The organism is Streptomyces sp. NWU339, assembly GCF_003143855.1.
GTDB lineage: Bacteria > Actinomycetota > Actinomycetes > Streptomycetales > Streptomycetaceae > Streptomyces.
Genome location: NZ_QFRK01000011.1, coordinates 117,356 through 131,361 on the forward strand (window position 1 = coordinate 117,356; position 14,006 = coordinate 131,361).

A 14,006-nucleotide genomic window follows, 5' to 3' on the forward strand; every position below is an offset into this window, starting at 1 on the left:
TTCTCAGCCCCTCCCCAGGAGCAGTCGGGCCTCGCCGACGGTGATGACGGAACCGGTGACGAGCACACCACCACCGGTGAACTCGCCCTCCTCCTCGGCCAGCGTGATCGCGGCCTCCAGCGCGTCGGGCAACCGGGGTTCGACCTGGACGCGGTCCTCGCCGAACACCTCGACGGCGATCCCCGCCAGTTCGTCGGCGTCCATCGCGCGGTGACTGGAGTTCTGGGTGACGACGACCTCGGCGAAGACCGGCTCGAAGGCCTCGAGCAGCCCGCGCACGTTCTTGTCGCCGCTGGCGCCCACCACGCCGATGAGCCGGCTGAACTGGAACGCCTCCCCGATCGCCGCGGCCGCGGCCCGCGCGCCCGCCGGGTTGTGGGCGGCGTCCAGCACGACGGTGGGCGAGCGGCGTACGACCTCCAGCCGGCCCGGTGAGGCGACGGCGGCGAACGCCCCCCGCACGGTGTCGAGGTCGAGCGGTTCGGCCCGCTGGGCGCCGACGCCGAAGAACGCCTCCACGGCGGCGAGCGCCACGGCCGCGTTGTGCGCCTGGTGGGCTCCGTGCAGCGGCAGATAGAGGTCGGGGTACTCCCCGCCGAGGCCGCGCAGGGTCACCTGCTGGCCGCCGACGGCGACCTGCCGGTCGACGACGCCGAACTCGAGCCCTTCCCGGGCCACCGTCGCGTCGACCTCCACGGCCTTCTTCAGCAGCACCTGGGCCGCGTCGACCGGCTGCTGGGCCATGATCACCGTCGCGTCCGGCTTGATGACGCCGGCCTTCTCGGTGGCGATCTCGGCGGGCGTGGCGCCGAGCCGGTCGGTGTGGTCGAGGTCTATGGGCGTCACGACGGCGACGCTCCCGTCGATCACGTTGGTGGCGTCCCAGGTGCCGCCCATGCCGACCTCGACGACGGCGACGTCCACCGGCGCGTCGGCGAACGCCGCGTACGCCATGCCCGTGAGCACCTCGAAGAAGGACAGCCGGTACTCCTGCTGGGAGTCGACCATCTCGATGTAGGGCTTGATGTCCTGGTACGTCTCCACGAACCGCTCGGCGGAGATCGGCGCCCTGTCGAGGCTGATCCGCTCGGTGACCGACTGGACGTGCGGCGAGGTGTACCGGCCCGTGCGCAGTTCGAAGGCGCCGAGGAGGGCCTCGATCATGCGGGCGGTGGACGTCTTGCCGTTGGTGCCGGTGATGTGGATCGAGGGGTACGCGCGCTGCGGCTCGCCCAGCACGTCCATCAGCGCGGCGATACGGCTGACCGACGGCTCCAGCTTGGTCTCGCCCCAGCGGGACGCCAGCTCCCCCTCGACCTCCCGCAGCGCCTTGTCGACCTCGGGGTCGGCCGGCCGCGCGGGCACCTCGGCCTGCGGCGGGCCGCCCTGCGTGCGCAGGGTACGGCTGCCGGCCTCGATCACCGCGAGGTCGGGGTCTCGTTGCGTCTCGGCCTCGATGATCTCCTCGAAGGAATCGAGGGGGTCACCGGAGCCGGACCGCTCACTGTCGTTCGGGGGGAGCTCACTCACGGAGCCCAGTCTACGTACCCGGTCCGCGCCCCCTCCCACGGCAGCCGACGGCCCCCGGAGCCGTGCTCGGGCTCCGGGGGCCGTCGGTCGCCGTAAGTGATGCGCGGTCCGCGGTCCGCGGTTACGCCGGGGGCAGCCGGTCCAGCTGGGTCTGGATGCGGGCGATGTCCTCGTCCGCCTTGGCCAGCCGCGTACGGATCTTGTCGACCACGTGGTCGGGGGCCTTCGCCAGGAACGCCTCGTTGCCCAGCTTGGCCTCCGCCTGCTGGCGCTCCTTCTGCGCCGCGGCCAGGTCCTTGGCGAGGCGCTTGCGCTCCGCCGCGAAGTCGATCACCCCGGAGAGGTCCAGGGCGACCTCGACGCCCGCCACCGGCAGGGTCGCCGTCGCGGTGAACGCCTCACTCTCCGGCTGCAGCCGGAGCAGCTGCCGGATCGCCGCCTCGTGCGGGGCGAGGGCCGAACCGTCCAGGGTCAGCCGGGCGGGGACCCGCTGGCCGGGCTGCAGGCCCTGGTCGGCGCGGAAGCGGCGGACCTCGGTGATGACCGACTGGAGGGTCTCGATCTCCCGCTCGGCGTCGGCGTCCCGGAAGCCACTGTCCTCGGGCCAGTCGGCGATGACGACCGACTCGCCGCCGGTCAGCGTCGTCCACAGCGTCTCGGTGACGAACGGGACCACCGGGTGCAGCAGCCGCAGCGTGACGTCGAGGACCTCGCCGAGGACCCGCTTGCTGACCTCGGCCGGCTCACCGCCCGCCTGGAACGTCGTCTTGGACAGCTCGACGTACCAGTCGAAGACCTCGTCCCAGGCGAAGTGGAACAGCGCGTCGGACAACTTGGCGAACTGGAAGTCGTCGTAGAGCGCGTCGACTTCGGCGACGACGGAGTTCAGCCGGGACAGGATCCAGCGGTCGGTGGACGACATCTTCGAGGCGTCCGGCAGCGGACCCTCGACCGTGGCGCCGTTCATCAGCGCGAAGCGCGTGGCGTTCCAGATCTTGTTGGCGAAGTTGCGCGAGCCCTGGACCCAGTCCTCGCCGATCGGCACGTCGACGCCCGGGTTGGCGCCGCGCGCGAGGGTGAAGCGCAGGGCGTCGCTGCCGTACTTGTCCATCCAGTCCAGCGGGTTGACCGCGTTGCCGAAGGACTTCGACATCTTCTTGCCGAACTGGTCGCGGACCATGCCGTGCAGGGCGATGGTGCGGAACGGCGGGGTGCCGTCCATCGCGTACAGGCCGAACATCATCATCCGGGCGACCCAGAAGAAGAGGATGTCGTAGCCGGTGACCAGGACGGAGTTCGGGTAGAACTTCGCGAGCGATTCCGTCTGTTCCGGCCAGCCCAGGGTGGAGAACGGCCACAGGCCGGAGGAGAACCAGGTGTCGAGGACGTCGGTGTCCTGGTGCCAGCCCTCGCCGCTGGGCGGTTCCTCGTCCGGCCCGACGCAGACGACCTCGCCGTCCGGCCCGTACCAGACGGGGATGCGGTGGCCCCACCACAGCTGGCGGGAGATGCACCAGTCGTGCAGGTTGTCGACCCAGTCGAAGTACCGCTTCTCCATCTCCTGCGGGTGGATGGTGACGCGGCCGTCGCGGACGGCGTCACCGGCGGCCTTGGCCAGCGGGCCGACCTTGACCCACCACTGCATGGACAGCCGGGGCTCGATGGTGGTCTTGCAGCGCGAGCAGTGGCCGACGCTGTGGACGTACGGCCGCTTCTCGGTGACGATCCTGCCTTCGGCGCGCAGCGCGGCGACGATGGCGGAGCGGGCCTCGAGCCGGTCCAGGCCCTGGAAGGGGCCGTGGGCGGTGATGACGGCGTGCTCGTCCATGACGGCGATGGCGGGCAGGTCGTGCCGCCGGCCGATCTCGAAGTCGTTCGGGTCGTGCGCCGGGGTCACCTTGACGGCGCCGGTGCCGAACTCGGGGTCGACGTGCTCGTCGGCGACGACCGGGATGGAGCGGTCGGTCAGCGGCAGCTTGATGAGCTTGCCGACCAGGTGCTTGTAGCGCTCGTCGTCGGGGTGGACGGCGACGGCGGTGTCGCCGAGCATCGTCTCGGCACGGGTCGTGGCGACGACGATCGTCTCGTCCCCGTCGCCGTACTTCATGGAGACGAGTTCGCCGTCGTCGTCCTGGTACTCGACCTCGATGTCGGAGATCGCGGTCAGGCAGCGCGGGCACCAGTTGATGATGCGCTCGGCGCGGTAGATCAGCTCGTCGTCGTGGAGCCGCTTGAAGATGGTCTGGACGGCCTTGGACAGCCCCTCGTCCATGGTGAAGCGCTCACGCGACCAGGCGACGCCGTCACCGAGGCGCCGCATCTGGCCGGAGATCTGTCCGCCGGACTCGCCCTTCCACTGCCAGACCCGCTCGACGAAGGCCTCCCGGCCGAGGTCGTGCCGGGACTTGCCCTCCTTGGCGAGTTCCCGCTCGACGACGTTCTGCGTGGCGATGCCGGCGTGGTCCATGCCGGGCTGCCACAGCGTCTCGTACCCCTGCATGCGCGCACGGCGGGTGAGGGTGTCGATGATCGTGTGTTCGAAGGCGTGCCCGAGGTGCAGGCTGCCCGTGACGTTCGGCGGCGGGATGACGATCGTGTACGGAGGCTTGTCGCTCTTCGCGTCGGCCTCGAAGTAGCCCCGCTCCACCCAGCGCTCGTACAGCGGCCCCTCTACGTCGGCCGGCGCGTACTGGGTCGGCAGTTCGGGGGTGGACGCTGGCTGCGGCTGCTGAGTGTTCTCGGTCACGAGCGTCAGTTTACGGGTGTCACGGCCCAGTCCCGAAACGCGATTCCTTTGTAACGGTGCACCCCCCGCCGGCTTGATCGCGTCCCCTCTGCGCCAGGATGTCAACGACACGTAAACATCTGGAGGGGAACCCAGAAGATGAGCCACAACCAGCCGGGCCCGTACGGCGGGCAGCCCCAGCAGCCCGGACCGTACGGTCAGCCGGGTCCCTACGGCCAGCCGGGTCCCTACGGCCAGCAGCCGCAGGCTCCGCAGCCCGGCTACGGCTACCCCCAGCAGGCGCCCCCGCCCGGCCAGCCCGGCCAGGGCGTCCCGCCCCAGCAGCCCCCGTACGGCCAGGCCCCGTACGGCGCCCCGCAGCCCCCGGCACCGGACGGCGGCTCCAAGAAGGCCGGCTGGATCGTCGGCGCGGTGGCGGTCGTGGTGGCGATCGGTGTCGGCGTGTACTTCGTGGTCGGCGGAGGCGGTGGCGGCCTGGAGGACGACGGCCCGCACAAGCTCTCGGCGCCGGAGAAGGTGATGGGCGAGTACACGCGGGTCGGTGAGGGCGGCGAGGACTCGAGCTCCAGCACCACGAAGGACCTGGCCGAGGGCGGCGTGAAGAACGGCAAGTCGGTGGGTGCCCAGTACTCGACGGCCGACTTCAGCCGGTACGACCTCAAGAACCCCGACCCGGCCGACCTGCCCAGCAAGGAAGAGCTGCTCACGGCGAAGGGCGTGACGTTCCTCGGCGCCTACGGCGAGGTCGAGGACCCCGAGGCGGCCGTGGACAAGCTCTTCGCCAACATCAAGAAGGAGACCGGCAAGAGCAAGGGCTCGGACAACCCGCTCCTGTCCGAGCTGGTGGGCGAGCCCGAGGCGGTCGACCTCGACGGTGCGGTCATGAAGTGCCAGGCCGGCAAGGGCAAGAACAACCTCACCCAGCAGGACACCACCAACTGGTTCTGCATCTGGGCGGACTACAGCACGGTCGCGGTGGTCTCCCCCGGTGACAACACCAAGGACATCACGAAGGACGCAGCCGCGGACATCGCCACGAAGCTCCGCGACGAGGTGCGCGTCCCGGCGTAGGGGTACGCAACGCGTGAAGGGCCCCGGTCGAGTGACCGGGGCCCTTCACCCGTGCCGGGGACGGCTGTTGCCGCTACGCCGTCTTCTGCTCGCCCGGTCCGCGGCCGCGGGCGTCGCGCGGGATCAGGGTCGGGTTGACGTTGGAGAGGACCACGTCCGCGGTGATGACCACCCGGGCGACGTCCTTGCGGGACGGGACCTCGTACATGACGCCCTGGAGGACTTCCTCCATGATGGCGCGCAGACCGCGGGCGCCGGTCTGGCGGAGGATGGCCTGGTCGGCGATGGCTTCCAGCGCCTCGCGCTCGAAGTCCAGCTCGACGCCGTCGAGTTCGAAGAGGCGCTGGTACTGCTTGACGAGCGCGTTGCGCGGCTCGACCAGGATCTGCAGCAGGGCCTCGCGGTCGAGGTTGTGGACCGAGGTGATGACCGGGAGCCGGCCGATGAACTCGGGGATCATGCCGAACTTGACCAGGTCCTCCGGCATGACCTGCTCGAACTGGTCCTTGGACTCCAGTTCCCGCTTGGAGCGGATGGTGGCGCCGAAGCCGATGCCCTTGGCTCCCGCGCGGCCCTCGATGATCTTCTCCAGGCCGGCGAAGGCGCCGCCCACGATGAACAGGACGTTCGTCGTGTCGATCTGGATGAACTCCTGGTGCGGGTGCTTGCGGCCGCCCTGCGGCGGGACGGACGCCGTGGTGCCCTCGAGGATCTTCAGCAGGGCCTGCTGGACGCCCTCGCCGCTCACGTCGCGCGTGATCGACGGGTTCTCGCTCTTGCGGGCGACCTTGTCGATCTCGTCGATGTAGATGATGCCGGTCTCGGCCTTCTTGACGTCGTAGTCGGCGGCCTGGATCAGCTTGAGCAGGATGTTCTCGACGTCCTCGCCGACGTACCCGGCCTCGGTGAGGGCGGTGGCGTCGGCGATCGCGAACGGGACGTTCAGCATGCGGGCGAGGGTCTGGGCGAGGAGGGTCTTGCCGGAGCCGGTGGGGCCCAGCAGCAGGATGTTGGACTTCGCCAACTCGATGGCGTCCTCGCGGCCTTGGGCGCCGCCGTTCTCCCCCGCCTGGACCCGCTTGTAGTGGTTGTACACCGCGACGGAGAGAGCTTTCTTGGCCGATTCCTGGCCGACCACGTACCCCTCGAGGAACTCGTAGATCTCGCGGGGCTTGGGCAGTTCCTCCCAGCGGACCTCGCTGCTCTCGGCGAGCTCTTCCTCGATGATCTCGTTGCAGAGGTCGATGCACTCGTCGCAGATGTACACACCGGGCCCTGCGATGAGCTTCTTGACCTGCTTCTGGCTCTTGCCGCAGAACGAGCACTTGAGCAGATCGCCGCCGTCACCGATGCGTGCCACGGTGTGCTTCCCCTTCGCCTGGGAGCCACCTGGACGTCAACGTCCATCGACTCCTGGTGCTGCCTTATGTCCGACGGTACCTTGCCGGGCCCCCCGTCCGGGCCCCCCTTGGCACGGTTCGCTTCGACGTGGACCGTCCGCGACCATGCCAAGGAGCGGCAGACAATACAGCCTCCCGGATCCCACGCGTCAGCGCAGGCTGGTGTTGTCCATCTTCCGGGTGGTGATGATCTGGTCGATCAGACCGTAGCTCAGCGCGTCCTCGGCCGTGAGGATCTTGTCCCGCTCGATGTCCTCGCGGATCTTCTCGACCGGCGTGGTGGAGTGCTTGGCCAGCATCTCCTCCAGCTGCGAACGCATCCGGAGGATCTCGTTGGCGGCGATCTCCAGGTCGGAGACCTGGCCGCGGCCGGTCTCGCTGTACGGCTGGTGGATCAGCACGCGCGCGTTCGGCAGGGCCATGCGCTTGCCGGGCGTACCGGCGGCGAGCAGCACGGCGGCGGCGGAGGCCGCCTGGCCCATGCAGACCGTCTGGATGTCCGGCTTCACGTACTGCATGGTGTCGTAGATCGCCGTGAGCGCGGTGAAGGAGCCGCCGGGGCTGTTGATGTAGACCGAGATGTCCCGGTCGGGGTCCATCGACTCCAGGCACAGCAGCTGCGCCATGACGTCGTTGGCGGAGGCGTCGTCGATCTGCACGCCGAGGAAGATCACGCGCTCCTCGAAGAGCTTCGCGTACGGGTCGTACTCGCGGATGCCCTGGGAGGTGCGCTCGACGAAGCGCGGGATGACGTAGCGGGATTCGGCCGCGGGGCCGGTGTACTCGGCACGGGCGCGGTCGTACAGGCCGCTGCCGGGGAAGTCGTTCACAGTGTCTCCTGGAAAGGGGCTGAGGCGGTCGGCCGGGGCTGCTGGGGCTGCCGTCGGACCCTGGGGCGGGTCCGACGGGGTCCTACGGGGCCGCTGGGGCTCCCGTGGGCCGCTCAGGCCGCCCCGGTGCCGCCGCCGCCCGGCATGCCCGCGGCCGTGGGGATGACGTCGTCGATGAGGCCGTAGTTCTTGGCCTCGAAGGCGTCGAACCAGCGGTCGCGGTCCGAGTCGCGGGTGATCTGCTCGACCGACTGGCCCGTGTGCTGGGAGGTGAGCTCGGCCATGCGCTTCTTGGTGTGCAGCAGCCGCTCGGCGTGGATCTTGATGTCCGAGGCCGAGCCGGCCAGGCCGGCGGAGGGCTGGTGGATCAGGATCTCCGCGTTCGGCAGCGCGAAGCGCTTGCCGGGCGTGCCCGCGCTGAGCAGGAACTGACCCATCGAGGCCGCGAGGCCCATGGCGATGGTCACCACGTCGTTCTTGATGAACTGCATGGTGTCGTAGATCGCCATACCGGCCGTGATCGAGCCGCCGGGGCTGTTGATGTAGAGGTAGATGTCCTTGTCCGGATCGGCGGCAAGGAGCAGCAGCTGTGCGGTGATCTTGTTGGCGATGTCGTCGTCCACCGGCTGGCCGAGGAAGATGATCCGCTCGTTGAGCAGCCGGTTGTAGACCTGGTCGCCGAGGCCACCACCGATGGAAGGCTCGCCGGCGGCTGAAGGCATCAGATTCGTCACGTATCCACCTGCTCGTCTTACGACGGCGCCGGGCCGTCTCACGTGTTCTGCCGGGGTGTGGGGCCGTCCGGCCGTACTCGCGGACTCCCCTGCCCTCGTATTCATGGACCCTAACGCGCGGGCCCCTTCGGGGAATCCCGCAGCGGGGGGTGTTCGCTGTGAGCGCAGGTGGCTCCGCGGGGCGGGACGGGGTTCCTCGCGCCGCGGGCGGTCCGGCCGGTGGGGCCCGCCCCGCCGTACGGCAGACGGGCCCCGGCCATGATGGTCCGGGGCCCGTCGTACGTCCGTCAGAGGCGGCGCGAGGGTCAGCCCTCGGTCTTCTCCTCGGCCTCGTCGGCCTTGGCGTCGGTCTTGTCCTCAGCCTTGTCGGCCTTGGCCTCAGCCTTGTCCTCGGCGGCGTCGGTGGACTCGGCGGCGGCCTCGCCGGCCTCCGTCTCGTCCTCCTCTTCCTCGTCCTCGAGGTCGATGATCTCGCCGTTGGTGTCCTTGACCGTGGCCTTCTCGACCACGGCGGCCAGGGCCTTGCCGCGGGCGACCTCGCCGACCAGGAGCGGAACCTGGCCCTGCTCGACGACGGCCTGGGCGAACTGGTCGGGGGACATGCCGGAGGAGGCCGCACGACGCATGAGGTGCTCGGTGAGCTCCTCCTGGTTGACGTTCAGCTTCTCCTGGTTGACGAGCTGGTCGAGCACGAACTGGGTCTTGATGCCCTTGATCGCGGCCTCGCGGGTCTCGGTGTCGAACTCCTCGGCCGTCTTGCCCTGGATCTCCAGGTACTTCTCGAGGTCGAGGCCCATCTGACCGAGCTGGTGGTGCTCGAGGTTGTGCTTACGGGTGTTGATCTCGTCCTCGAGCAGCTTCTCGGGGACGGGCACCTCGACCAGCTCGAGCAGCTTGTCCAGGACGCGCTCCTGGGCCTGCGTGGCCTGGTCGTACTGCTTCATGTTCTCCAGGCGCTTGCGGCTGTCCGCGCGCAGCTCCTCGAGGGTGTCGAACTCGGAGGCGAGCTGCGCGAACTCGTCGTCCAGCTCGGGCAGCTCACGCTTGGCGACCTGGGTGACCTTGACGGTGACCTCGGCCTCCTTGCCCGCCGCGGAGCCGCCCTTGAGCTCGGAGGTGAAAGTGGCCTCCTGGTCGGCCGACAGGCCCGTCACGGCGGCGTCGACGCCGTCCAGCAGCTCACCGGAGCCGATGGTGTAGGAGACGCCGTTGGCGATGCCGTCCTCCAGCACCTCGCCGTCGACCTTGGCCTCCAGGTCGATGGTGACGACGTCGCCGTCCTCGGCGGCACGCTCGACCGGGGAGGTGGAGGCGAAGCGCCCGCGCAGCTCCTCGACGGCCTTGTCGACGTCCTCGTCGGTGACCTCGACGGCGTCGACCTCGACCTCGATGCCGGAGTAGTCCGGGATCTCGATGGTCGGGCGGATGTCGACCTCGGCGGTGAAGTTCAGCGTCTCGCCGTCCTTCAGCTCCGTGATGTCGACCTCGGGCTGGCCCAGCGGGTTCAGCTCGGCCTCGTTGACCGCGTCGGTGTAGAACTTCGGGAGGGCGTCGTTGACCGCCTCCTCCAGCACCGCACCGCGGCCGAAGCGCTGGTCGATGACCCGGGCCGGGACCTTGCCCTTGCGGAAGCCCTTCACCGTGACCTGCTGGTTGATCTTCTTGTACGCCGCGTCGAGGCTGTCCTTGAGCTCCTCGAAGGGCACCTCGACAGTGAGCCGAACCCGGGTCGGGTTCAGGGTCTCCACGGCGCTCTTCACGGTTCGGTCTCCTTGTGGCTGACTTCTCGGATTCTGCCGGGACCAGAGTGGTCCGGCGGATTCGCCGCCCGGAGACTTCAGACCTGAGACACACGGGCGTGCAACTTGCATAGTAACGGCAGCGACTACAGCGCCCAAAAGCCGATCACTATCGGTGATCGGGTGAGTGGTCGGGGTGGCGGGATTTGAACCCACGGCCTTCCGCTCCCAAAGCGGACGCGCTACCAAGCTGCGCCACACCCCGTCTGGTGCGACACGTAGGGTACATGCCGCCGCGTACTCCGGCCTCCGCATATCGCGGGCGCGGTGCGGCGGCGGGGCCCGAGTGGGCACGGGGTGTGCGCCGAGGGCGCACCACCCGCTACGATGCCTGTCAGTGCCGCGGTCCTCCCGACCTGCGGTGCGCTCCTGCGGGCGTAGCTCAATGGTAGAGCCCTAGTCTTCCAAACTAGCTACGCGGGTTCGATTCCCGTCGCCCGCTCCACACGGCTCAGGGCCAGGTCTGAGGACTTTTCCTCCACCTGGCCCTGATCGTTTCTGGGGCTGCGTTCAGTCCACCGTGTCCCCCGCGTGCCCCTTCGGCTTCCGGCCTCTGTCGACCAGGCCGCTCAGCGCGTCAGCGATCAGCCGGTCCCGCTCGGCGCTCGCGTGCTGATAGATCAGCGCGGCACGGGCGGTGCTGTGACCCATCCGCGACATCAGCTCCCGTGTGCTGGCCCCCGTGGACGCGGCCAGGGTGTTCCCTGTGTGCCGAAGATCATGGAAGTGCAGGCCCTTGATCCCCGCGGCCTCGCACGCCTTGTGCCACAGCCGGTTGAAGTGGTTCCGACGCGGTGTCGCTCCCTTGCCGCCGATGAAAACCCGGCCGCCCGCTCCAGGTTCGGCGTACTGCTCCAGGTGGTCACGGATGTCCGGCACGATGGCGGCCGGGATCGACACCGTGCGCTTGCCCGCAGCGCTCTTGGGCGCCTTGATCTCACGCGCGCCGTTGTTCAACTCGGCAACCGCCCGGCGGACACGCAAGGCGCCAGCATCCAGGTCGATGTCCCGGCGGTGCAGTCCGATCAACTCGCCCCAACGCAGGCCGAGGAACCCGGCCATGAGCACGAGCGCCCGGTAACGAGGCTGTATGGCGTCGGCCAGGTCGTAGACCTCCTGCACTGTGGCGGTCGGTCGCTCCGGAGTGTGCACCGTACTGGCGCCCTTGATCGTGCAGGGGTTGCGCCGGATCATCTGGTCAGCGACCGCAGTGCCCAGGATGGCGCGTAACAGGGCGTACGCCTTCGCGACCGTCGTCGGGCCGGTACCAGCAGCGAGCTTGTCCGCACGCCAGCGCCGCACGAACGGGGGCGAGATCTCCGCGACGTTGACGCTCCCGAAGACCGGCTCCAGGTGGTGCCGTAGCAACGAGCCGTAGAGCTGGCGCGTGGTAGCGGTCAGTTCCCGCTCCTCGATCCAGGCAGCGGCGTACGGGCCAAACGGCACCTTCCCGGCGTCCGGGTCGTGCCAGTCGCCGCGCCGCATCTCAGTCTGCTTGTCGGCCAGCCAGGCGTCCGCGTCCTTTTTCGTGCGGAAGGTGTCCGGGGCAGGCCGCAGTAGCCCGTCAGGGCCGACGTAGCGGGCCTGGTAGCGGCCGGACGGGAGCTTGCGCACACGGCCGAACTGTCGGCGCTTCGCAGCCATCAGGCAGCCCTCCTGAGCGTTCCCGGACGAGCGGTGACCGGCTGGACGGTGTTCTCGGCGATGAAGGCGGACACGGCGCTCTCCGGGATGCGGACGTGCCGACCGATCTTGACGAAGGCGATCCGCCGCTCTTCGATCAGACGCCGAGGGAAGCGGACGGTCGTGCCGAGCAGTTCGGCCACCTGGTGCACATCGAGAAGGCGTTCCACGATCACCACTCCCCCGTGGTCTCTTGGTCTTGCAGGTCGGCGAGTGCTTCGCGTGCTGTCTCTCGGTTCAGTCGGATCTCCCTTGCGATGGATGAGGCGAGCCAGGATTCGCCGGGGGTGTGGCCCTGCCCGGCGTAGGTCCAGTGGGCGAGCACGAGCGTGGAGCCCTCCGGGTCGTCGAGGTCCTCGGAGAGCCCGCGTTCGCGGCGTTCCTGCCGGGCCCGGTAGTCGGCCCGCACCTGGCGCAGCGCGCCCAGGGTGGTGGAGTAGCTGCGGGACTTGGTGGAGAAGTGCCCGCGGAAGCCGAGCATGTGAGCCCACCGGGCCAGCAGCCGATCCGGGTAGGCGTCATCGAGCGCCCAGCACGCTTCGATCAGGCGGCGGGTGTGCGCGGGCAGGGGTAGCTTGTCCAGCTCGGAGAGCTCCCCGATCCGGCGGTCCACGGTGCCGGTGGTCTCGGCGGCCTTGGTGGCGTACTTGGCGACGTAGGAGGCGACCGCCTGTTCGGTCAGTTCCTCGCGGCCCAGGGCGCCGATGGTCTGCACGTCGACCTGGGAGCCCCAGCGCAGGACCCGGGCGGGGAAGTCACCGGCTGCGGGCACCGGCACCGAGACCCGTCCGGCAGCAGCCCGGATCGCCCCGTCCAGCAGAGCCACCGTGGCCCAGGCCGGCGGGGAGGTGTCGGGACCGGCCGGGCCGTCGAGCCGCACCACGGCGTGGAAGTGCACGGCCCCGCGCTTTTGGAACTCGGCGACCTTGCCGAAGGAGACCCGGCACGCCTCCCGCAGGGCGGTTTGGGTGATGCCCGCGCGGGCGGCGATCTCCCGGCGCAGGTAGATGGTGAAGCGCCGCCACAGGTCCCCGGCGAAGTTGTTGAACAGCACCGAGCCCGCGTAGTCGTAGCGCTCCGGGTCGAGGGCGGTGCCGAGCGCCGGATCATCCTCGGCGTGCTGGGCACCGCAGCGGCAGCGCCCGGAGTCGGGGCGGTTGTGGACCGGGCCGAACGAGGGGGCGGTCAGGGTGGCGAACACCCGGGGGTGATCCCGCACGGTCGCGGGCACGTCCTTGCGTTCGTCGCCGGTGATCCCGGCCCGGATCAGGTGGTAGGTGTCGCCCGCGTAGGTCCAGGCGCAGGCCGGGCAGCGGGAGGCACGGCGGTTGCCGCAGGCCACCCGGAGCCGTCCGCCCGGCTCCTGCTCGGTCGAGTACGCGTACAGGACGTCGCCCGACTTGGCGTCGCGGGTGACCGTTGATCCTTGCAGGTGGATCGGGTTGGAGCAGCCGCCGGTACGGCGTACCTGTTCCTGCCAGCGGTCGAAGCCGGGCGTGTTGGCGACCCGGAGCAGGTCGGCCAGGGTCAGGGGGTCAACGCCCATGGAGGCCGCAGCACCGGCCACGGCCTCCGGGGGGACGGGGAGCACCGTCACGCGGCACCCCCGCACAGCGGGCACGGGCCGTAGCCCTCCTCGTACCATTCCGCGTCCACGTCGACGGCCCAGCACGCCCACACCTGCCGGGTGTCGTTGCACTCGGGGCACGGCCCGTCCAGCAGGAACCGGCCGCCCCGCTCCTGGGCCTCATCGCTCATGGAGGCGAGGTGCGTGACCAGCGCCGCCAGCTCCCCGGCCCGCCGGTCGCGCTTGGGGTCGGGGAACCGCTCGGCGTGGGCCCGCTTCTGCTCGGCCGTGACCCGCTTCAGCGCGCGGAGGCGCCGGTATCCGGCCTCCAGTGCGGCCATGCGGCAAAGCCGGTCCAGGCCCAGGCGGGTGGCGCCCTGGATGATCCAGGCGACCAACTGCGCGTCGTCCCCGCGCTTGTAGCGGTAGCCGTCCGGCAGATCCGAGGCGTATAGCGCCACGGCCCGCTCACCATTCGACAGGTCCGACAGCGAAACGGTCTCCGACACGGGCAGCACGGGCGCAGGGTGCGAAGCGGTCAACGTCGCAGGCATGATGGAAGCTCCCTTCGAGGGACGAAGGAGGGCGGCGGACTGCTTGGCGGTAGATGCGTCGCCCTCCGGGTTCGCGGCCGATGACAGCCGCA

11 protein-coding genes and 2 tRNA genes are annotated in these 14,006 nt (G+C 69.7%); 2 read left to right on the forward strand and 11 right to left on the reverse strand.

Annotated features, from left to right (window positions below):
* Nucleotides 1–3: 3 nt before the first annotated feature.
* Nucleotides 4–1,530, reverse strand: coding sequence for a folylpolyglutamate synthase/dihydrofolate synthase family protein (locus tag DIZ27_RS16085; RefSeq protein ID WP_109379093.1), 1,527 nt, complete (start codon nucleotides 1,528–1,530; stop codon nucleotides 4–6).
* Between the two features lie 121 nt (nucleotides 1,531–1,651).
* Entirely contained in the window at nucleotides 1,652–4,276 is a 2,625-nt protein-coding gene (locus DIZ27_RS16090; RefSeq protein WP_109379094.1) for a valine--tRNA ligase, read from the reverse strand.
* A gap of 138 nt (nucleotides 4,277–4,414) precedes the next feature.
* On the opposite strand from DIZ27_RS16090, the gene DIZ27_RS16095 reads away from it, so the two are divergent.
* Nucleotides 4,415–5,347, forward strand: a complete 933-nt coding sequence (locus tag DIZ27_RS16095; protein ID WP_109379095.1) for a hypothetical protein — start codon at nucleotides 4,415–4,417, stop codon at nucleotides 5,345–5,347.
* Between the two features lie 73 nt (nucleotides 5,348–5,420).
* On the opposite strand, the gene clpX is transcribed toward DIZ27_RS16095, so the two are convergent.
* The 5 genes from clpX to DIZ27_RS16120 form a co-directional block, all read right to left on the reverse strand.
* Entirely contained in the window at nucleotides 5,421–6,707 is a 1,287-nt protein-coding gene (gene clpX, locus DIZ27_RS16100) for an ATP-dependent Clp protease ATP-binding subunit ClpX (protein ID WP_109379096.1), read from the reverse strand.
* 189 nt (nucleotides 6,708–6,896) lie between these two features.
* Nucleotides 6,897–7,577, reverse strand: a complete 681-nt coding sequence (locus DIZ27_RS16105) for an ATP-dependent Clp protease proteolytic subunit (RefSeq protein WP_109379097.1) — start codon at nucleotides 7,575–7,577, stop codon at nucleotides 6,897–6,899.
* A 113-nt stretch (nucleotides 7,578–7,690) separates the two neighbouring features.
* Nucleotides 7,691–8,299, reverse strand: coding sequence for an ATP-dependent Clp protease proteolytic subunit (locus tag DIZ27_RS16110; protein ID WP_181383553.1), 609 nt, complete (start codon nucleotides 8,297–8,299; stop codon nucleotides 7,691–7,693).
* Between the two features lie 317 nt (nucleotides 8,300–8,616).
* The gene (gene tig / locus DIZ27_RS16115) at nucleotides 8,617–10,071 is read right to left on the reverse strand and encodes a trigger factor (RefSeq protein ID WP_109379099.1); all 1,455 of its coding nucleotides are present in this window, start codon (nucleotides 10,069–10,071) and stop codon (nucleotides 8,617–8,619) included.
* A 167-nt stretch (nucleotides 10,072–10,238) separates the two neighbouring features.
* Nucleotides 10,239–10,315, reverse strand: a tRNA-Pro gene (locus DIZ27_RS16120).
* A gap of 166 nt (nucleotides 10,316–10,481) precedes the next feature.
* Here DIZ27_RS16120 and DIZ27_RS16125 point away from each other — a divergent pair.
* A tRNA-Gly gene (locus DIZ27_RS16125) sits at nucleotides 10,482–10,555 on the forward strand.
* A gap of 65 nt (nucleotides 10,556–10,620) precedes the next feature.
* Here DIZ27_RS16125 and DIZ27_RS16130 read toward each other — a convergent pair.
* Genes DIZ27_RS16130 through DIZ27_RS16145 form a run of 4 tightly spaced genes read right to left on the reverse strand, consistent with a single transcriptional unit; the run spans nucleotide 10,621 to nucleotide 13,914 of the window.
* On the reverse strand, nucleotides 10,621–11,754 hold the full coding sequence (locus DIZ27_RS16130) for a site-specific integrase (protein WP_109379100.1): 1,134 nt from the start codon (nucleotides 11,752–11,754) through the stop codon (nucleotides 10,621–10,623).
* Nucleotides 11,754–11,966, reverse strand: a complete 213-nt coding sequence (locus DIZ27_RS16135) for an excisionase family DNA-binding protein (protein WP_109379174.1) — start codon at nucleotides 11,964–11,966, stop codon at nucleotides 11,754–11,756. Before DIZ27_RS16135 ends, DIZ27_RS16130 begins: the two co-directional genes overlap by 1 nt.
* Nucleotides 11,966–13,339, reverse strand: coding sequence for a replication initiator protein RepSA (repSA, locus tag DIZ27_RS16140; RefSeq protein ID WP_109379175.1), 1,374 nt, complete (start codon nucleotides 13,337–13,339; stop codon nucleotides 11,966–11,968). Before repSA ends, DIZ27_RS16135 begins: the two co-directional genes overlap by 1 nt.
* A 47-nt stretch (nucleotides 13,340–13,386) precedes the next feature.
* Nucleotides 13,387–13,914, reverse strand: coding sequence for a hypothetical protein (locus DIZ27_RS16145; RefSeq protein ID WP_146228953.1), 528 nt, complete (start codon nucleotides 13,912–13,914; stop codon nucleotides 13,387–13,389).
* Nucleotides 13,915–14,006: the final 92 nt, after the last annotated feature.

Coding starts and splice junctions, on each gene's coding strand:
- DIZ27_RS16130 (WP_109379100.1), bottom strand. CDS start 11,754: ATGGCTGCGAAGCGCCGACAGTTCGGCCGTGTGCGCAAGCTCCCGTCC.
- repSA (WP_109379175.1), bottom strand. CDS start 13,339: ATGGGCGTTGACCCCCTGACCCTGGCCGACCTGCTCCGGGTCGCCAAC.
- DIZ27_RS16095 (WP_109379095.1), top strand. CDS start 4,415: ATGAGCCACAACCAGCCGGGCCCGTACGGCGGGCAGCCCCAGCAGCCC.
- DIZ27_RS16110 (WP_181383553.1), bottom strand. CDS start 8,299: ATGCCTTCAGCCGCCGGCGAGCCTTCCATCGGTGGTGGCCTCGGCGAC.
- DIZ27_RS16145 (WP_146228953.1), bottom strand. CDS start 13,914: ATGCCTGCGACGTTGACCGCTTCGCACCCTGCGCCCGTGCTGCCCGTG.